This is a genomic window from Nostoc sp. C110, assembly GCF_043099725.1.
Lineage (GTDB): Bacteria > Cyanobacteriota > Cyanobacteriia > Cyanobacteriales > Nostocaceae > Nostoc > Nostoc muscorum_A.
On sequence record NZ_CP171148.1, the window covers coordinates 462,224 to 480,670 of the forward strand.

The 18,447-nt window shown below is 41.6% G+C and carries 19 protein-coding genes; 10 read left to right on the forward strand and 9 right to left on the reverse strand.

Annotated features, from left to right (window positions below):
- The first annotated feature begins 88 nt into the window (after positions 1–88).
- Complete coding sequence (locus tag ACFFRD_RS07830; RefSeq protein ID WP_392481047.1) at positions 89–898, forward strand: IS5 family transposase; 810 nt, start codon at positions 89–91, stop codon at positions 896–898.
- Positions 899–1,110: 212 nt separating this feature from the next.
- On the opposite strand, the gene ACFFRD_RS07835 is transcribed toward ACFFRD_RS07830, so the two are convergent.
- Positions 1,111–1,569, reverse strand: coding sequence for a BON domain-containing protein (locus ACFFRD_RS07835; RefSeq protein ID WP_392481048.1), 459 nt, complete (start codon positions 1,567–1,569; stop codon positions 1,111–1,113).
- A 466-nt stretch (positions 1,570–2,035) separates the two neighbouring features.
- Between ACFFRD_RS07835 and ACFFRD_RS07840 the strand changes: the two genes are divergently transcribed.
- From ACFFRD_RS07840 to ACFFRD_RS07855, 4 genes are all read left to right on the forward strand, one after another.
- Positions 2,036–2,956 (forward strand): ribonuclease D, encoded by a 921-nt coding sequence (locus ACFFRD_RS07840; RefSeq protein WP_392481049.1) that lies wholly within the window; start codon positions 2,036–2,038, stop codon positions 2,954–2,956.
- Positions 2,957–3,323: 367 nt separating this feature from the next.
- Positions 3,324–4,166, forward strand: coding sequence for a tetratricopeptide repeat protein (locus ACFFRD_RS07845; protein WP_392481050.1), 843 nt, complete (start codon positions 3,324–3,326; stop codon positions 4,164–4,166).
- 209 nt (positions 4,167–4,375) lie between these two features.
- Positions 4,376–5,053 carry a Uma2 family endonuclease gene (locus ACFFRD_RS07850; protein WP_392481051.1) on the forward strand — a complete coding sequence of 226 codons (678 nt, stop codon included), beginning with the start codon at positions 4,376–4,378 and terminating at the stop codon, positions 5,051–5,053.
- Positions 5,054–5,117: 64 nt separating this feature from the next.
- The gene (locus ACFFRD_RS07855) at positions 5,118–5,837 is read left to right on the forward strand and encodes a Uma2 family endonuclease (protein ID WP_392481052.1); all 720 of its coding nucleotides are present in this window, start codon (positions 5,118–5,120) and stop codon (positions 5,835–5,837) included.
- A 175-nt stretch (positions 5,838–6,012) separates the two neighbouring features.
- Here the strand turns inward: ACFFRD_RS07855 and ACFFRD_RS07860 are convergent, their stop codons facing one another.
- The 4 genes from ACFFRD_RS07860 to ACFFRD_RS07875 all read right to left on the reverse strand — a co-directional run bounded on the left by ACFFRD_RS07860 (position 6,013) and on the right by ACFFRD_RS07875 (position 8,910).
- Complete coding sequence (locus ACFFRD_RS07860; RefSeq protein WP_392481053.1) at positions 6,013–6,432, reverse strand: endonuclease domain-containing protein; 420 nt, start codon at positions 6,430–6,432, stop codon at positions 6,013–6,015.
- Between the two features lie 772 nt (positions 6,433–7,204).
- Positions 7,205–7,447 carry a tetratricopeptide repeat protein gene (locus tag ACFFRD_RS07865; RefSeq protein WP_392481054.1) on the reverse strand — a complete coding sequence of 81 codons (243 nt, stop codon included), beginning with the start codon at positions 7,445–7,447 and terminating at the stop codon, positions 7,205–7,207.
- Positions 7,440–7,925, reverse strand: a complete 486-nt coding sequence (locus ACFFRD_RS07870) for a tetratricopeptide repeat protein (protein ID WP_392481055.1) — start codon at positions 7,923–7,925, stop codon at positions 7,440–7,442. Before ACFFRD_RS07870 ends, ACFFRD_RS07865 begins: the two co-directional genes overlap by 8 nt.
- Positions 7,918–8,910, reverse strand: coding sequence for a tetratricopeptide repeat protein (locus tag ACFFRD_RS07875; protein WP_392481056.1), 993 nt, complete (start codon positions 8,908–8,910; stop codon positions 7,918–7,920). The genes ACFFRD_RS07870 and ACFFRD_RS07875 overlap by 8 nt, the downstream gene beginning before the upstream one ends.
- Before the next feature lie 168 nt (positions 8,911–9,078).
- On the opposite strand from ACFFRD_RS07875, the gene ACFFRD_RS07880 reads away from it, so the two are divergent.
- Positions 9,079–9,663, forward strand: coding sequence for an Npun_F5749 family FMN-dependent PPOX-type flavoprotein (locus ACFFRD_RS07880; protein WP_163926623.1), 585 nt, complete (start codon positions 9,079–9,081; stop codon positions 9,661–9,663).
- Positions 9,664–9,708: 45 nt separating this feature from the next.
- Here ACFFRD_RS07880 and cysE read toward each other — a convergent pair whose 3' ends face one another.
- The 3 genes from cysE to ACFFRD_RS07895 all read right to left on the reverse strand — a co-directional run bounded on the left by cysE (position 9,709) and on the right by ACFFRD_RS07895 (position 13,139).
- Positions 9,709–10,473: a serine O-acetyltransferase gene (gene cysE / locus ACFFRD_RS07885; protein WP_163926624.1), complete on the reverse strand. Its 765-nt coding sequence runs from the start codon at positions 10,471–10,473 to the stop codon at positions 9,709–9,711.
- A gap of 156 nt (positions 10,474–10,629) precedes the next feature.
- The gene (locus tag ACFFRD_RS07890; protein WP_392481057.1) at positions 10,630–11,124 is read right to left on the reverse strand and encodes a hypothetical protein; all 495 of its coding nucleotides are present in this window, start codon (positions 11,122–11,124) and stop codon (positions 10,630–10,632) included.
- Positions 11,125–11,480: 356 nt separating this feature from the next.
- Entirely contained in the window at positions 11,481–13,139 is a 1,659-nt protein-coding gene (locus tag ACFFRD_RS07895) for a DUF3352 domain-containing protein (RefSeq protein ID WP_392481059.1), read from the reverse strand.
- A gap of 157 nt (positions 13,140–13,296) precedes the next feature.
- Here ACFFRD_RS07895 and ACFFRD_RS07900 point away from each other — a divergent pair, with 157 nt between their 5' ends.
- From ACFFRD_RS07900 to psbA, 4 genes are all read left to right on the forward strand, one after another.
- The gene (locus ACFFRD_RS07900) at positions 13,297–13,629 is read left to right on the forward strand and encodes a rhodanese-like domain-containing protein (RefSeq protein WP_114084543.1); all 333 of its coding nucleotides are present in this window, start codon (positions 13,297–13,299) and stop codon (positions 13,627–13,629) included.
- 392 nt (positions 13,630–14,021) lie between these two features.
- Positions 14,022–15,152 carry a heat-inducible transcriptional repressor HrcA gene (gene hrcA / locus ACFFRD_RS07905; protein WP_392481060.1) on the forward strand — a complete coding sequence of 377 codons (1,131 nt, stop codon included), beginning with the start codon at positions 14,022–14,024 and terminating at the stop codon, positions 15,150–15,152.
- A gap of 233 nt (positions 15,153–15,385) precedes the next feature.
- Positions 15,386–16,060, forward strand: a complete 675-nt coding sequence (locus ACFFRD_RS07910; RefSeq protein WP_392481061.1) for a DUF2834 domain-containing protein — start codon at positions 15,386–15,388, stop codon at positions 16,058–16,060.
- 206 nt (positions 16,061–16,266) lie between these two features.
- The gene (gene psbA, locus ACFFRD_RS07915; RefSeq protein ID WP_179073349.1) at positions 16,267–17,349 is read left to right on the forward strand and encodes a photosystem II q(b) protein; all 1,083 of its coding nucleotides are present in this window, start codon (positions 16,267–16,269) and stop codon (positions 17,347–17,349) included.
- Positions 17,350–17,565: 216 nt separating this feature from the next.
- Here psbA and ACFFRD_RS07920 read toward each other — a convergent pair whose 3' ends face one another.
- Positions 17,566–18,246, reverse strand: coding sequence for a RibD family protein (locus ACFFRD_RS07920; RefSeq protein WP_392481062.1), 681 nt, complete (start codon positions 18,244–18,246; stop codon positions 17,566–17,568).
- Positions 18,247–18,447: the final 201 nt, after the last annotated feature.

Genomic DNA, 18,447 nt, shown 5'->3' on the forward strand with positions numbered 1-18,447 from the left:
GTTTATAAATAAAAAATAAAGAGCAGGACATTCATTTCCCAGGACACGTATTTTAAAAGAGACAGTCGTCGTATTTGAATCGGATGCTATGAGTCAAAAACCTTATCCTACAGACGTTTCCGATGTCGAGTGGGATTTGATAAAATCAATGATTCCAGCAGAACGTAAGCGAAAGCGTGGAAAAAAGCGTGAAGTAGATATGCGCGAAGTAGTAAATGCGATTTTTTACATATTGCGTGCAGGTTGCTCGTGGCGAATGATGCCTCATGATTTACCTGCATGGCAAACAGTATATTCATATTTCCGACGCTGGGAGCGTAAAGGGGTATGGCAAAAAATTCATACCGTATTGCGATCGCAACTGCGTAAAATTGAAGGACGAGACGTAGAACCATCTGCTGGAATTATAGACTCTCAAACGGTTAAAACAACTGAAAAAGGAGGGATTGATGGTTATGATGCCGGAAAAAAGATTAATGGTCGTAAACGCCATATTCTTGTCGATACGATGGGTTTACTTTTAATCGTTGTTGTACATGCTGCTTCAATTCAAGACCGTGACGGAGCAAAGCTTGTACTAAATAAAATTCGATATTCTTTCCCCAAATTACATTTAATTTGGGCGGATGCTGGATATGCAGGAAAACTAGTCGATTGGGTCAGATATTTTATTGGTTGTGTAATCGAGATCGTTAAACGCTCTGATGACACTTCAGGTTTTAAAGTATTACCTCGACGTTGGGTTGTAGAGCGTACACTTGCATGGCTTGGTCGTTATCGTCGTCTAAGTAAAGATTACGAATATCATCCTCAAACAAGCGAAACCATGATATACGCCGCTATGACGCATCTAATGTTACGTCGATTAGCCCACAATCATCGTTGTTCAACTGCTTAAGATTTATTTTATAAACACCCTCTAAGAGATTTTACTACACAAATCTGCTTTTCTGAATTGGAGAGGGACAGACTTTAACTTTAGTTCAAGGCAGGGAAAGGTTTGTAGAACTCACATCACGTTTATTTAAGGAAATCAAAAACAGGACTTACATCTGCGTAAATCCTGTTTAGTTTTCATGCCAATATTAACTGAGAACTTCAGTTATTATTTTATGGTTTTTTCACAGTTTCAACTTTTGCTTCCACCTTCACAGTCTTCACACCTTGAACTTCCTTAGCCAAAGTTTCAGCTTTCTTGAGTTCTTCAGCAGAAGTCGCTGTGCCTTTGAGGATAATTTCACCCTCTTTGTTTTCAACCTGTAACTTATTGCCTGGTAAACCTTTGTTTAACTTGGCGCTAACTTCAGTTTTTAAGTCGCTCTTAACTTTTGTTGCTGCCGTTTTTTCAGAACCGGTTTTAACTTTAGTATCTGTGCTAGTTGCTAAAGGAGTTGTTTGTATTCCTGGAACTTTGGCAGCTTCATTTATCTGTGAAGCGGGTTTTGCTGGTACTTGAGCAGCTCCATTAGTAGTGCTAGGAGTTTCCGAACCAGTTTTAGGAGCCTCTTGGCAGCCAAAAGTACCAACTACCAAAATGCTACTAACGATTAATAGAATTAGCTTTTTCATTATCTATCTCCGAATTGATTACTGGAAGCAATTAATTTGTGTGTCATGGTGAGGAGCAGATGTTAAAAAGCAATTAAATGTGAAGTAGCAAAAGTGTCCAAGCAATTACTCAGGTTACTGGAAATTGAAACTTGAACGATTTGTTTAGGCTAAGATTTTGCAGCCATTTTTGAGAAGCACCAATTCAATTTTATTGACAGTTGCTTACCAAGATACCTCTATATACGGACTGTAGCTCCTATGAATTTAATGTAGATGCTGAGGAGCTTTTCCAATGATAAACTATGCAGCCTTAAAGTAGTAAATCGATGTTATCAGATTTGGATCAGTTTGGCGATGTCTACGCCTATGCAGCTCAAAACTTCATGTTTTTGCAATACTGTGCCAGCAAAATTACCAACAAAATGTTACTTTAGAAAACTATGGCTTACTTAAAATGCCCTAAATATTCAGGAAATATCAGCCAATGCCCTACCTCACTTCTGCCAGCGAAATTAGTGCTATTGTCGCTGAATACACCAATGTCAAAACACTGTGGATCGATACAGAAGTAGCTGACTATAAAAGTCGTAATCCTAGACTATCGCTGATTCAGGTGTTAGATAATCCTCAAGATATGAGTGGCGATCGCGTCTATCTTTTAGATGTGCTAGACCAACCTAATATCATAGCTGAATTTATTCAAAAAATTATGATAAATTCTGCCATTGAAAAAGTTTTTCACAATGCCAGTTATGATCTAAAATTTCTCGGTAACAAGAAAGCTAAAAATATTACTTGCACTTTAGAAATGGCAAAAAAAATTCCCTATCATATTTTGCCATTACCTAACTATCAACTCAAAACCATAGCTACAGCACTTTGTAGCTTTAACAATATCGATAAACAAGAGCAAACCAGCGATTGGGGAAAACGCCCCCTGACTGAAGAACAGATAGAGTATGCTTATCTAGATTGTATTTATCTGGCTCAAATCCACTCAAATTTATTAGGTTTACAAGCCAAAGCCAACCCCGAACCCGCAACGGAAGATTTAATCTCACTAAGTACTAGATACTCACAACTTGAGCAACAATGGAAGTTGTTGAATTCAGAATTTGAGCATTTGCAAGAACGTATGAAAAAAGCGATGCAAGCTCAGAATATATCTGAAACTTCTTATCATAAACTGACTAGTTACGATCGCACTACAGTCAAAGCTACTTTTTCAGAATTGGCAAGGTTAGCACAAACCCAAGATATTGATTTAGATTTTCCCATCACCCTAACTCAGAAACTCCAAAAAGATTTAGGCCCAAATCTAGAACAACTGTCTGTAGATATTGAAAAAACTACCTCTTGGCGGCTAACTACCAAAACTCAAGAGGCTGAAACAGAAGATGAGTAAATTGTCCATAAGGCTACAAGTGTCAGAATTTATAGAGTTATTGTTTATAGCAAATCTTAAGATTTCAAATATATTTTTTTCAAAAAGTATCTTAAAAAACATGAGCCACAGTAGCTTTCTGCTCAGAAATCTATTGTCAAGAAGTAAAGATATGACAATAACAAAGAGCCGAATTGACAACTTTTATACTTTATAATTGATGTTTTTCCCTTAATATAACTATTAAATAAATATATTGAATATCTGGTAAATTTGTTAATTGACTTGAAACGTCTATCCAAAGTTAGAATAACGATTGAGTTAAAGAATTAAAATCTAGATTTTGGTACTAATTACGTTCAGGTGTTATGGCAGTTTATATTAAATTATGAGACGGCGTTTATTTAGACAAAAGCGAACAAAGGTAAATCAAGTATTTACTATAGCTATTTTTACTACATTGACAGCAATTAGCAGTGTTTCTTGTAGCAAGAATGACAGTGTTTTGGTGACAGAAATCGGAGTTAGTACACCTAGCCGTCGTTCAGCTACAGCATCCAGAGGTGGGGAATTCTATCTTCAAGGAAAGAATCAACATTTAAACGGCGATTTACAAGCTGCGATCGCTTCCTATAGTAAAGCAATTAGTCAAAACTCTCAATATGGCGCAGCTTACAACGGCCGGGGATTAGCCTATTTTGATTTGGGAGACAAAGAAAAAGCGATCGCAGATTACAATCAAGCCCTCCGCATCAACCCTAACGACGCTGAAGCTTACAATAACCTGGGCAATGCCCGCGCCTCACTAGAAGGTAACAGAGAAGCGGTTAAAGATTACAGTGAAGCAATTCGCCTTAATCCCAACTACGCCGAAGCCTACAACAACCGGGGAAATGCCCGCGCCGCCAATGGAGACAGAAAAGGGGCAATAGACGATCTCAGTCAAGCAATTCGCCTTAATCCCAGATATGCGATCGCCTATAATAACCGAGGAAATGCCCGTGCTGCCAATGGAGATCCAAAAGGTGCGATCGCAGATTACAATCAAGCCATTCGCCTCAACCCTAACTTTGCGCCTGCCTACAATAACCGAGGAAATGCCCGCGCCACCAATGGAGATAGACAGGGGGCACTCAAGGATTTAGAAAAAGCAGCGAGCATTTTTCAAAGTCAGGGTAACAACGACTTATACCAACAAGTGATGAAAAACATCAAAGAACTGAGACAGTAGGCAAAAGGTTAGGGAGAGGTGTAGGTTTTTAACACCAAAAGCAAAGATGAAATACGCTCAACAACCCCAGCAAGACAAACAACGTGTGTAATTACTAGCCAAACGGTTGCGATCGCTCGGTGTAAATCCTGATTCTCTCACCTGAATTGCTATCAAGATTCATTTATAAAATAAAGATGTACTAATAACTGAGGAACGGGAAATCAATCATGCTAAATTACGATCCATTAGCTTGTTTGCCCTCATCAGAGGAACTGCCAGACTCTGACGATACGCCAGTGGATAATGAATTACAAGATTTGATTCCCGGTTTACTCAAAGCGCTTCTGGCAATGGCTTGGCCAGAACGTATGGATTGGTTTTTTGGCGTAGATATGGGTATTTATTATGACCCAGACTTACCGCCAATAGTCCCAGATGGGTTTTTGAGTCTGGGCGTTGAGCGATTTTATGATGAAAACCTCCGCCCCAGTTACGTGCTTTGGGAAGAGAAGAAACTACCGATATTAGCGCTGGAAGTGGTATCTAAAACATATCGCGGTGAGTACTCGACTAAGAAAGCAGAGTATGCAAGATTGGGAATTTTGTATTATGTAGTTTACAACCCATTTCGTCGCCGTAAGCCACGTTTAGAAGTTTACAAATTAGTTAACAATAGTTATGAATTACATGATGGGAATCCAGTTTGGTTGCCAGAAATTGATTTAGGAATTGGCATAGAACGAGGAACGTATTTAGGCATACCACGGGAATGGATGTATTGGTATAACCAACAAGGACAACGGTTGTTAACACCAGAAGAAAAAGCTCAACAAGCGCAGCAAGAAGTTCAAGTCTTACGAGAACGGTTGCGATCGCTTGGCGTAGATCCTGATTCTCTCATTTAAATTGATATCAAAATTCATTAATAAAATAAAGATGTACTAATAACTGAGGAAGAGTAAACCCATCATGCTAGAGTACAATCCATTAGCTTGTTTGCCTTCATCAGAGGAACTGCCAGACTCTGACGATACACCAGTGGATAATGAATTACAAGATTTGATTCCCGGTTTACTCAAAGCGCTTCTGGCAATGGCTTGGCCAGAACGTATGGATTGGTTTTTTGGCGTAGATATGGGTATTTATTATGACCCAGACTTACCGCCAATAGTCCCAGATGGGTTTTTGAGTCTGGGCGTTGAGCGATTTTATGATGAAAACCTCCGCCCCAGTTACGTGCTTTGGGAAGAGAAGAAACTACCGATATTAGCGCTGGAAGTGGTATCTAAAACATATCGCGGTGAGTACTCGACTAAGAAAGCAGAGTATGCAAGATTGGGATTTTTGTATTATGTAGTTTACAACCCATTTCGTCGCCGTAAGCCACGTTTAGAAGTTTACAAATTAGTTAACAATGTTTATGAATTACATGATGGTAATCCAGTTTGGTTGCCAGAAATAGGTTTAGGAATTGGCATCGAACGAGGAACGTATTTAGGCATTCCGCGCGAGTGGATGTATTGGTATAACCAGCAAGGGCAACGGTTTTTAACACCAGAAGAAGACAAAAAACTTGCTCAACAAGAAGCTCAACAAGCAAAACAAGAGGCTCAACAAGCCGAACAACGCACTCAATTATTAGCAGAACGGTTGCGATCGCTCGGCATAGATCCTGATTCTCTGTCCTGAATTGCTATCAAAATTCATTAATGAAATAAAGCATAACAATTGCGTAGACGCATTAGCGAAGCGGTAGCGACTTGTCGTTAGACATCGCTTGGTGTAGATCCTGATTTAATCTAACAGGATGTTTTAAAAGTCCTCTGCTCGGTAGCAAAACGTTTTAGATCCCCCTAAATCCCCCTTAAAAAGGGGGACTTTGAGAATTTTTCTGCTTAAAAGGGGGTTTAGGAGGGATTAAACCCTGTATCTGCTCACACACACTATCAAATTGATTTAAAACTTGACTATTTGTAAACCTAATAATCTTTAAACCATAGCCTTCTAGAATACGTGTTCTCTCTATGTCATAATCTTGACCTTCATCTGTAAAATGGCTATCCCCATCAATTTCAATAACTACTTGTAAAGTAGGACAGTAGAAATCAACTATAAAATGATTAATTGGTCTTTGTCTTAAAACGCGAAATTGAAAATTACTCAGATATTCACACCACAGCTTTTTTTCTGCTGGGGTCATATTTTTGCGAAGTTCTTTTGCTCTTTCTACAAGCTTTGGATTGTAAGGTAAATGGAAATTGTTACTGTTGAGGTTGTTCGTCATAGTTTCTAGTGTTTATCCCTTTACACTCCTTGAAAACATAGGAAAAAGTTCTTAAAGTCCCCCTTTTTAAGGGCAGGGCTGTTTCATTCCCTAAAAGGCGCTGATTTACAAGCGTTTCAAGTAAAAAAACCAAGTGACTAAAAAATCTGATTGGGCAAGAAAATGGTATTCGCACTTAAATTTGCTGGTTGAAGTGGTAGTTTTTCTTTTTCCCACTCAAGCAAATTTCTGACTCATACTCTTGACAAAATCCCTAAGAGATCGAATGAAACAGCCCTGCTTTTTAAGGGGGATTTAGGGGGATCAAACCACATTCTACACAGCATCTAGATGTGTGTACACGGTAGCGTCCCTTGTAGGTAAGAGGTTGGGGGTTAAGTTTGAGAGAAAGAAGTTGCACAGTACGTTAATCAGTATCAAAGACTCGCTCACGAGTATCAAAGACTCGTCCACGAGTATCAAAGACTCATTCACGAGTATCAAAGACTCGTCCACGAGTATCAAAGACTCGTCCACGAGTATAAAAGACTCGTCCACGAGTATCAAAGACTCGTCCGCGAGTATAAAAGACTCATTCACGAGTATCAAAGACTCGTCCGCGAGTATAAAAGACTCGTCCACGAGTATCAAAGACTCTCGCGCGAGTATAAAAGACTCGTCCACGAGTATTAAAGACTCATTACAGCAATTTTGATTTATTTAGAAAATACTCTCGCGTTCTTCTTTGCGCCTTTGCGTGATACAAAAAATCTTTCCGTCCTGTAATTATGAATTACGAATTACCCATTACACCCATCACCCTATCAAGACTTGCACTCACACTTTCAGCGTGTGGTGACTTCAATCGCTGCAAAATCTCTAAAGCTGGTTGCAAATAGGATATCGCTTTAGTGTATTCACCCTGCTGTTCTGCCAAACCTCCTAACCACCACAGATTTATGGCTTTGGTTTGGACATCACCAATGCGTTCTGTTATTTCCAAAGACTGATTGAAAAGTGCGATCGCTTCATCCACATCCCCTTTGTTGGCGTAGATATTCCAGACATTGCAACGTCACTGCTTTGGTTTGGACATCCCCAATGCGTTCAGTTATTTCCAAAGATTGATTGAAAAGTGCGATCGCTTGCTCCACATCCCCTTTGATGGCGTAGATACCTGCCAATTGGTGCAACGTCGCCGCTTTATTTTGGACATTTCCAATGCGTTCATTTATTTCCAAAGACTGATTGTAGAGTGCGATCGCTTCATCCACTTCCCCTTTGTTGACGTAGATAAATGCTAGATTGTGCAACGTCGCCGCTTTACCTTTGACATTACCAATGCGTTCAAATATTTCCAAAGACTGATTGTAGAGTGCGATCGCTTCATCCATTTCCCCTTTGTTCGCGTAGATACCTGCCAGTTGGTGCAACGTCACCGCTTTGCCTTGGACATCACCAATGCGTTCTTTTATTTCCAAAGACTGATTGTAGAGCCTGATCGCTTCATCCACTTCCCCTTTGTTGGCGTAGATACTCCAGAAAGTTCAACGTCGCCGCTTTGCCTTGGATATTACCAATGCGTTCAGCTATTTCCAAAGACAGATTTAAAAGTGCGGCCGCTTCATCCACTTCCCCTTTGTTGGCGTAGAGAATTCCCAATTGGTACAACGTCGCCGCTTTGCCTTGGATATTACCAATGCGTTCATTTATTTCCAAAGACAGATTTAAAAGTGCGATCGCTTCATCCACATCTCCTTTATCGGCGTAGATACGTCCCAGACAGCGCAACATCGCCGCTTTGCCTTGGACATAACCAATGCGTTCAGTTATTTCTAAAGACTGATTGTAAAGTGTGATCGCTTCATCCACTTCCCCTTTGTTGAGGTAGATATTTCCCAGACAGTGCAACGTCGCCGCTTTGCCTTGGACATCACCAATGCGTTCATCTATTTCCAAAGACTGGTTGTAGAGTGCGATCGCTTTATCCACTTCCCCTTTGTTGAGGTAGATATTTCCCAGTTGGTGCAACGTCGTCGCTTTGTTTCGGACATTACCAATGCGTTCAGTTATTTCCAAAGACTGATTGTAGAGTGCGATCGCTTCATCCACTTCCCCTTTGTCGTCTTTCAGTATCCCTAAATGATGATAAATTGATGCTAATTCTTGTTCGTCTTCTGCGGGACAAAGATTTAAAGCTTGTTGGTAATAGTTTAATGCTCGATCAACCTCACCCATTTGGAGTTCACAACAAGCAATTTCATTGAGAACATTATGATTTTTAGTAATTTCTAAGGTTGATTTGCATAGATGTATTGCTTCCCGAAATCGACTTTGATTCCGCAAGTGTTCCGCCAATGAACTAGCTATTTTCACCGCAATTCCTTCATCCTTCCCCAACAAAGCCAAGCGATGAATTTCTAACGTTTGTGCCTCCGTCGAACTTTCCACCTCTTCGCACCACAGGCGATACAAAAGTTGTGTAGCTTGTTTATACAACTTATTCTGCGTTGAATTGAGGATAATATTCACGCAAAGACACAGAGACAATTGCAAAATTATTTACTTAGTGTTGTACCATTTGTCTAAATAAGACTACAGACCCAAACCTGGAAACCCAGATTAAATCTGACTTTCTTCATTTTTAATTTTTAATTTTTAATTGATATGTCTCTTGCTCCTTGGCGAGGTGCGATCGCTCATGCACTCCATCGCAACCGCAGCCTTGTTTATGCCCGTTACCTGCAACTAGCAACAGTGCAACCCAATGGCCGCCCCGCTAATCGTACCCTAGTCTTTCGCGGCTTCCTAGAAGATACAAACCAGCTAAGATTTATCACCGATACTCGTAGCGCCAAAGCTGACCAGATACAGCAACAACCTTGGGCAGAAGTTTGCTGGTACTTCCCCAATACACGAGAACAATTCCGCATCGCTGGCGATTTGACCCTAATCAGCAGTGATGATTCTCACCAAGATTTACAGCCAGCCCGGATAGCAATGTGGCAAGAATTAAGTGATGCGGCGCGTTTACAGTTTGGTTGGCCCTATCCTGGTAAACCCAGAATCACAGAAGCAGGAGCTTTTGAGCCATCACCAGCCGATCCTATTGAGCCACTCCCTAATTTTTGTCTCCTGCTACTCGATCCGGTGCAAGTAGACCATTTAGAATTACGCGGCGAACCACAAAATCGATGGCTTTACCACCGTAATCAACAGCAAGAGTGGTCTAGCGAAGCAATTAATCCGTGATTTAGTCAAGAGTCAAAAGATTGACCCTTAACCCTTGACTTTTAACTAAATGCCAGCACCATCTAGAAATTGCTGGATGGTCTTATCTTTGAGGTTGCACCAGCGAGAATCGTGGGTTGGCTCATCCTCTTTGGTGGCTAAACAACCCACTAAAACAGGAGTTTTTTCTGAAGAATTAGTGCGCTGAAGAGTTTGTATTTGTTCTTCCAACGCCTCAATCCGGTCTACTAAAGCACGAATTACTTGAGCTTCCGAATCTGGTAAATTATTGTGTTCAAGAGGTGAAACCCGAACTCCAGAACGATACATGATGCGCCCAGGCACCCCTACCACAGTACAGTCTGAAGGTACATCCCTTAGAACAACAGACCCAGCGCCAATACGAACATTATTACCAATTTGGATATTGCCCAGTACCTTTGCTCCAGCCCCGACTACGACGTTTTCACCCACAGTTGGATGGCGTTTACCACATTCTTTACCAGTACCCCCAAGGGTAACACCTTGATAAATTAGGGCATAGTCTCCCACGATCGCAGTTTCACCAATTACTACACCCATCCCGTGGTCAATAAACACACTTTTTCCAATTACTGCACCAGGGTGGATTTCAATTCCAGTCAAAAACCGAGCCAAGTGAGAAATCAGGCGAGGAATAAAAGGAAGACCAAGCGTATACAGCCAGTGAGCCAGCCTATGGAATAGCAGGGCTTGCAAACCAGGGTAACAAAATAAAACTTCCAACCAGTTACGGGCAGCTGGGTCACGTTCAAATATGATACGAAAGTCAGCACGCAGTATAGATAGCACGAGATAGCACCCTCGGAAAGCACAACAAGCTACTCTCCCATATTATCGTCTCAGGTGTTACACATAAAAATTGGGAATGGGTAATGGGGAATGGGTAATGGGGAATGGGGAATTGGGCATTAGGCATAAATTCTTCCCAATACCTAACTCCTAACTTCACTGCTGCTCTACTGTCAGAGTATAATCACGCTTGACCTCAGAATTAAATGTACCTACCCAAATCCGATAAGTACCTCTTTTCCAGTTGCGATCGCTAACGCTAGCATCTTTTCTTTTGCCAGTATCATCGCCGCAGCGAATCGTATTTTGATCTGGGCCTTGAATGAGTAAAGTCGTGTCGGTATTGTTGCTATCGACTTTGATTGTTAGCTGAGAAAAGTCATTTTCCAAAACCATAATGTGATCTGGATTAGGATCGGCAAAACCAATACAGGCTTTTTGATCGCGATCGCGGTTACTTATGGCAGACAATGAGTAAGAACCACCTGTAAACCCCTGCACTGTTCCTGGTGCTGGATTAGAGTTTGTTGACACGGTAAAAGTACCAAAATTCGCTGCTGTCTCTGCTATTACAGGTGTAGCTGTGATGGTGGCAAGTATAGCCAACAACCAGCCGCCGCTAAACTCAAGTCGGGGGCGACAAAATTTCATAGTAGCCCTCCAACAGGCTGTTAAATTAGTAATGATATATACATATTCTAATGAAAAAATTCCAGTGAAATTTTCGTTGGTTGTGCCACATTAAAATGTGCCACAATTAAGGGTTTTGAAAGCAAACAGCTAATTGCTAGGCTATCTCTTGATATAAACAGCAGCTACAATTCCTCAACTGATGATTGGGATGTGATTACCTCTGTTGTACGCAGGATCTTGCCTCCTAAAGAAAACCCTTAACAGACGATTTAAATAACAAATAATACAGTAAATTTACGAAAATCTTACGGAACAGAAAAAGGCAGAAGATAAAATAATTTTTCACCTTCTGCACTTGAGCTTTTATGAAAATTTCATGAATTCTTGAGTTGGAAGAAAACGCCACCTTTGAGCGATCGCGTGTCAGTTCCATAACTGCTAACTGTGAGCGATCGCAGATTATCAAAAAACGGTTTCCCTAAAACTTCCGCTAGTTTGAGAATCGGTACTTGATGCTCTAACAAATTCTGACTCTTTGTCCAGTCAAGATATATATAGCCTTGGTTTGGTAAGGGAATTGCAGCAATACTATCTTGAAAATTGGGATTGTCAATTAAGGAATTATCCTTAGTTGTGAGAATTTCATTCATCGTTTCTAAGTCAGAAGTGAAAATTTCGTAATTTCCTAAAGTTGTATGCAATCCCCGCACTTTTGTTTCAATACTGAAAGATGCTCCTTCTTTAGCATCACTTTTTTTAGCCGCCGTAGTTAACTCTGTCCAAGCGGAGACTTTTTGCTTATCTATAGTCAGAGGATTAATGCTGAGTCCATTGGATGATGCGATCGCATCCAAACGAGCAATACCTTGTTCTACACTCTCAGATTTTTCCACCACAAAAATCCAATGAGGGGTTGTTTGCTCTTTCTCAGGTAACAATGCTATGGCATATTCTCCCTGTACCCAACTGAAAATATCTTCTGGTAAGTTTATACCCCAGCGTTTTTGAACATCTACTAAAGGTTTGGCTAACCGAGAAACCACATCTTCCCCAGAACCATATATAGTAGCTGTTGCTTGTTTCCAGAGTTTGGCTAAGTCACTGTCAGCCAAATTACTCAAATTTGAGCCAGAAATTGCCAAACCTGCCGACGCTGGAACATACTGCAATGCTCCTACAGGTTTAGATAGGGGTGCAGATGGAGTGAGAATTTCTGATGAAGTCAAAAATGTAGTTTCTGCTAGCAATCCTTTGGGATTCAACGCCAGAGAAATAATTTCACTGTTATAAAGTTGTTCTGAAAGTTCTAAGCCTTGCCATTTTGCCACAACGGGAAGATTTAAGAACGCTACAGCTAAACCTCCTTTGGGCAGTTCTTTAGTAGCTTTTTGGTATTCGGGGGAGCTAGTCAAATTCAGATCGGGCGCTTGGACGTTATTAATCGCGTCTTTCAAGACTTTCGGATCGTTGGCAAACAATACAAAGCCTTCACCAACAACTGCACCTGCAAGCAAATCCTTCTCTGGTTGGGAATTGTCAGAAATCAGCTTTACGCCTTTATATTCTTCAACAGCTAAGGTTGCGCCAGATAACGCCCGTTTGGAAAATAACAACTCGACAAACTCGCGGCTTTTCTCCGGTTGCTTGGTTGCTAGTGCTAACAGATATCCTGGCTGCTGTCCGTTTTCTGGATCGCGATCAATATCTAAGGTGGTGATAGCTAATGTAATTTCATTCCCTAACCAGGGTTGAACGTCTTGTTTATAATCTATGCCGCTTTTGGCGAATAAACTGGTTTTGAGTTTAGATAGTTCCTCTTCACGTTCCAACGCCTGCAACCGATCGGGATTCGTCAGCAATGAAACCATTGCTGGTGAAAGTTTTGATACAAATATGGCTGCACCAGGCTCAGAGGTAGAAGCAATGAGGTTAGCCGGATTTTTGGCGAAAAACCAGTAAAAGCCAGCGATCGCAATTAGCAATGCGATCGCACCTGCTACGATAAAACCAATAAATGAACGTTGCCTATTCACATTAAACCTTTAAAAAAGACGGTTTACAGCCATTTAAGCAGAAAGCCTAACAGAATTTATCAGCCTTCTTGAGAATCGATACTCATGCAAAGGCAGAGATTTTCTGTCACCATAAATAAGATTAGGACTGTTTATAGGGAATTCTTTTAGTCAACCCATGAACCAGATTAGTGTAAAAGAACTGGCACAACGTCTTTCCTCTGGTGATGGAAGTATACAGCTAGTAGATGTCCGAGAACCAGAAGAATTGGCGATCGCTAACATTGAGGGCTTTGTCAACCTACCCTTGAGTCAATTTGCTGAGTGGGGACATGAAATACCTACCCTCTTCAATCCTGAAGCTGAAACCCTTGTGCTATGCCACCACGGTATTCGCTCTGCCCAGATGTGTCAGTGGTTAATTGCTCAAGGTTTTACAAATGTGCAAAATATTTCGGGTGGTATTGATGCTTACTCCATCTTAGTAGACCATTCAATTCCCCAGTATTAGCTTGTGTTTAGGTGCATTACTCAGATGGAACTTAATTCCATCTGGCTTTTGCTATTGTGAAAATAGCACTAAATTAGTTCAGGGACTAGCCATAATCTTAGCTGCAATAGCCGCAAAAATACGTATACAACAATACTTTTCTAAGTGTAGAATTATGCAAAAATAAGGCAGAAAAGAATCTTGTAAATTCAAACTCTTAGCTTTTGATGCAAAGCCTAGATTCTATTGAGAGCGCACTTTTCAAGAATAATGTACACGAACCTTAAAATTAATTATCACAATATAATTGTATAATTTGTTATCTTAATAAATTATTAATATTCCTTGTTTAAATCAAATCCAGAAATTTCTCCAGACTTTGATTAAAATTTGCCTCTAGCAAAACATATCCTATGGAAGTCCAGTTAACAAATCGGCAACAGCATATACTTTGGGCAACGGTACGTCACTACATTGCTACGGCAGAGCCTGTTGGTTCAAAGGCTTTGGGTGAAGAGTACGACCTGGGTGTAAGTTCAGCCACAATTCGCAATGTGATGGGCGTTTTAGAAAAATCTGGATTACTCTACCAACCACACGCTTCTGCTGGACGTGTACCTTCAGATTCAGGCTATCGCATTTATGTTGACCAGCTAATTACACCTTCTCTGCGTTCGCGCAGCGTGTCGCAGACAGACACTACACGAACAGAAACTTTAGGGCGAGAAATAGAGATGGCATTGCAAAAGCATCTCCAGTGGGAAGATCGGAGCTTAGAAACCCTACTGCAAGGAGCCGCGCAAATTTTAGCAACCTTGAGTGGTTGCATTAGCTTGATAACTATGCCGCAAACTACAACAGCACTATTGCGACATCTGCAATTAGTGCAAATTGAAGCTGGGCGGATTATGTTAATTGTTGTTACCGATGGTTATGAGACACATTCCAAGTTAATGGATTTGTCGCCAATACCAGAAGAGACACAACGAGATTCAGAGGTAGTCGATCGCGAGTTGCAGATTGTTTCTAACTTTTTGAATACCCACTTGCGGGGGCGAAGTCTGTTGGAATTAGCCAACCTCAACTGGAGCGAACTTGATCAGGAATTCCAACGCTACGGTGAATTCTTGAAAAATTCAGTTGCCGAATTGACTCGTCGCACTCTTGCGCCGACTGCCACACAAATTATGGTTCGGGGTGTGTCAGAAGTTTTGCGCCAGCCAGAATTTTCCCAGTTACAGCAGGTACAAACGATTATCCACCTGCTGGAAGAAGAACAAGACCAACTATGGCGATTAATATTTGAGGAACCAGAACCGGAGGATGCTGGTAAGTCAAGGGTAACGGTTCGCATTGGCGCAGAAAATCCATTAGAACCAATACGCACCTGCACTTTGATTTCTTCCACCTATCGCCGAGGTTCAATACCAGTAGGAAGTGTGGGAGTTTTGGGGCCAACACGCTTAGATTATGAAAGTGCGATCGCAGTTGTGGCATCTGCTGCTGATTACCTCTCAGAAGCCTTCAGTTATTTCAATCCTTAAGGGAAGCTAACGCGCCTACATATTGCAATATTTTCCGTGTAGACCGTCATTAGTCATTTGTGTTTACCAAGGACAAAGGACAACCTCACCAGTTGATGTGCAATCTTATTTGCGTAACAGCTTAATGTTTCGAGATAAGCTGCTACGAGTCTAGACGAATGAATAGTGCGATCGCAGGTAGATAGCCCAATTTGTAGTGGCAAAATTAATAATTAATCCTACTTAAATATTTCATGGTTAGAAAAATTGCCTTTGGCTTCCTGTGGTTAGGATTCGTTATTTATGCTTTTTTCCTCGCACCTCCTGAGCAACCCGGTACATTCGAGTTAATTAAAAACCTTTCTACTGGACAGTGGCAAGGCATTAACCCGTTAGTAATAGCACTATTCAACCTCATGGGTATCTGGCCTCTCATCTACAGTGCAGTAGTATTTATTGATGGTAGAGGGCAAAAAATACCTGCTTGGTTATTTGCTACTGCCTCTTTCGGAGTCGGGATATTTGCCTTGTTACCCTACTTAGCCCTTAGAGAACCAAATAATCAGTTTGTTGGTAAAAAGAATATCTTACTCAAGCTGCTAGATTCTCGTGTGACTGGGATTGTGTTGACTGTAGCCACAGTTCTTCTAGTTGCCTACGGTTTCAAAGGAGGAGATTGGGGCAATTTTGTGCAACAGTGGCAAACAAACCGCTTTATCAATGTAATGAGTTTAGATTTTTCCCTACTTTGTCTCTTATTTCCTGCTTTGCTAGGGGATGATATGGCGCGTCGCAGTTGGAAAAATCCACAGATATTCTGGTTGATAGCGTTGATACCGCTATTCGGCCCCTTGATTTATTTATCTGTGCGTCCACCTTTACCAGAAGTGTGTACAGAGTCCATATCCAAGCAGCCAGCAGTGAATTGAAGAACAAAGTACGTTTGTCGCAATCCAAAATGTATTACCCAAAGTCCCCTTTTTTAGTAGATTGGGGATTTTGTGTTGCGGGTGCGTAAATCCCAACAGAAAGTTTTTTCTGAAAGTACTTTACAAAACGCAATAAATTCTTTAAGATGTGTAACAGGTAGTCAAACCTACCTAATTCATCCGCAAATAATCGCATTTATAAAACAATGACAACAACCTTACAACAGCGCTCAAGCGCTAACGTATGGGATCGATTCTGTGAATGGATCACCAGCACCAATAACCGGATCTACATCGGTTGGTTCGGCGTAGTCATGATCCCCACCTTGCTAGCAGCCACTGCTTGCTTCGTAATCGCCTTCATCGCCGCACCTCCAGTAGACATCGATGGTATCCGTGAACCAGTAGCAGGTTCCTTGATCTACGGAAACAACATCATCTCTGGTGCAGTAGTACCTTCCTCCAACGCTATCGGCTTGCACTTCTACCCAATTTGGGAAGCAGCATCCTTAGATGAGTGGTTGTACAACGGCGGTCCTTACCAATTGGTAATTTTCCACTTCCTGATTGGCGTATTCTGCTACTTAGGTCGTGAATGGGAACTATCCTACCGCTTAGGTATGCGTCCTTGGATTGCGATCGCATATTCTGCTCCAGTAGCAGCAGCAACCGCAGTCTTCTTGGTATACCCCATCGGACAAGGTTCATTCTCTGACGGTATGCCTTTGGGTATCTCAGGAACATTCAACTTCATGATCGTGTTCCAAGCAGAACACAACATCTTGATGCACCCCTTCCACCAACTAGGTGTAGCTGGTGTATTCGGCGGAAGCTTGTTCTCTGCAATGCACGGTTCACTAGTAACCTCATCTTTGGTTCGTGAAACAACTGAAACCGAATCACAAAACTACGGTTACAAATTCGGTCAAGAAGAAGAAACCTACAACATCGTTGCAGCTCACGGCTACTTCGGTCGTCTAATCTTCCAATACGCTTCTTTCAACAACAGCCGTTCACTGCACTTCTTCCTCGCAGCATGGCCTGTAATCGGAATTTGGTTCACCGCCTTGGGTGTAAGCACAATGGCGTTCAACTTGAACGGTTTCAACTTCAACCAATCAATCATTGACTCTGAAGGTCGTGTGATTGCAACTTGGGCGGATGTAATCAACCGCGCTAACCTCGGTATGGAAGTAATGCACGAGCGTAACGCTCACAACTTCCCTCTAGATTTGGCATCTGCTGAATCTGCTCCTGTTGCTCTTACCGCTCCTGCTATCAACGGTTAATTCTCAAGCATTAACTCAATTAGCTAAATAAGAAAGCGCTCTCCCACTTCGGGAGGGCGCTTTTTAGTTGTAAGCTGTTACGCAAATAAGATTGCACATCAACTGGTGAGGTTGTCCTTTGTCCTTGGTAAACACAAATGACAAATGACAAATGACGGTCTACACGGAAAATATTGCAATATGTAGGCGCGTTAGCTTAATTATGACAGCGCATTCTTACTTGATCGTCTGGTAGTGTAAAAACAACTCACTTCCAACTTGACGAGTTTCGATGAGTTCCAGATGAGGAGCAGCAGTGGAAATAAAACCCTCTCCCTCCACCGGGGTGGGAGCGTCCTTTCCTCCATAAATGACGGGCCAGATTGTCAACCACCAATCGTCAATTCGCCCAGCCTTTACTAGAGATGCTGTTAAATAGCCTCCTCCTAAAGCAACGACCTTGTGAATACCGCGCTCTGCCATCAAGCTGTAGGCTCGATTCCAGTCCAGGTCTGTATCTCCCAAATCAATTAATTCAGCCAGTTTTTGCAAACTTGTTGTATCAGACCTGCGCTCCAAACCAGCCCGTGTCGTAAATATCCATCGCTCAATGTCCTCGCTCAAAAAAGGGGAGTCCAGCGATAGGTCAAGGGAACCGGAGACAACACAAACAATAGGCTGGCGAGACTGACCCCGAGCCTCGCGCGCTGCTAATAATTCGGGATTGCGAATTGAAAAAATTACGTCTCCAGCCCGAATCGTTCCTGCTCCTACCAGGATTAGATCAGCAAGTGAGACTTCATACTCTACGTGTGCTTGATCGGCTGCATCAGGATTACCGCCTGCTTGAGGATCTACGGAGCTAATCTTTCCATCGACCGTCATGGCAATAACTACAGTTGTTTGGATAGCTGACATGATTACGTTCTGACAGTTCTTTATAATTTTATCTTTTTGAATTCTTTGCCATGAATCCCCAATGGAGTATAAAGGGGAAAATTAGTCACTGAGGCAATATGAAATTCTTAGAATGGCTGTGTCAGCGCTATCCGTCACCTCCTTATCTGGCAAGCGTTTTGACCCTGGATATTTTTTTAACTGGAACTCCCTTATCCGAAC

Bases quoted from the DNA above. Each gene is read 5' to 3' on its own strand.
- ACFFRD_RS07830 (WP_392481047.1), top strand. From the start codon at position 89: ATGAGTCAAAAACCTTATCCTACAGACGTTTCCGATGTCGAGTGGGAT.
- ACFFRD_RS07835 (WP_392481048.1), bottom strand. From the start codon at position 1,569: ATGAAAAAGCTAATTCTATTAATCGTTAGTAGCATTTTGGTAGTTGGT.
- ACFFRD_RS07840 (WP_392481049.1), top strand. From the start codon at position 2,036: ATGCCCTACCTCACTTCTGCCAGCGAAATTAGTGCTATTGTCGCTGAA.
- ACFFRD_RS07845 (WP_392481050.1), top strand. From the start codon at position 3,324: ATGAGACGGCGTTTATTTAGACAAAAGCGAACAAAGGTAAATCAAGTA.
- ACFFRD_RS07850 (WP_392481051.1), top strand. From the start codon at position 4,376: ATGCTAAATTACGATCCATTAGCTTGTTTGCCCTCATCAGAGGAACTG.
- ACFFRD_RS07855 (WP_392481052.1), top strand. From the start codon at position 5,118: ATGCTAGAGTACAATCCATTAGCTTGTTTGCCTTCATCAGAGGAACTG.
- ACFFRD_RS07860 (WP_392481053.1), bottom strand. From the start codon at position 6,432: ATGACGAACAACCTCAACAGTAACAATTTCCATTTACCTTACAATCCA.
- ACFFRD_RS07880 (WP_163926623.1), top strand. From the start codon at position 9,079: ATGTCTCTTGCTCCTTGGCGAGGTGCGATCGCTCATGCACTCCATCGC.
- ACFFRD_RS07890 (WP_392481057.1), bottom strand. From the start codon at position 11,124: ATGAAATTTTGTCGCCCCCGACTTGAGTTTAGCGGCGGCTGGTTGTTG.
- ACFFRD_RS07900 (WP_114084543.1), top strand. From the start codon at position 13,297: ATGAACCAGATTAGTGTAAAAGAACTGGCACAACGTCTTTCCTCTGGT.
- hrcA (WP_392481060.1), top strand. From the start codon at position 14,022: ATGGAAGTCCAGTTAACAAATCGGCAACAGCATATACTTTGGGCAACG.
- ACFFRD_RS07910 (WP_392481061.1), top strand. From the start codon at position 15,386: ATGGTTAGAAAAATTGCCTTTGGCTTCCTGTGGTTAGGATTCGTTATT.
- psbA (WP_179073349.1), top strand. From the start codon at position 16,267: ATGACAACAACCTTACAACAGCGCTCAAGCGCTAACGTATGGGATCGA.
- ACFFRD_RS07920 (WP_392481062.1), bottom strand. From the start codon at position 18,246: ATGTCAGCTATCCAAACAACTGTAGTTATTGCCATGACGGTCGATGGA.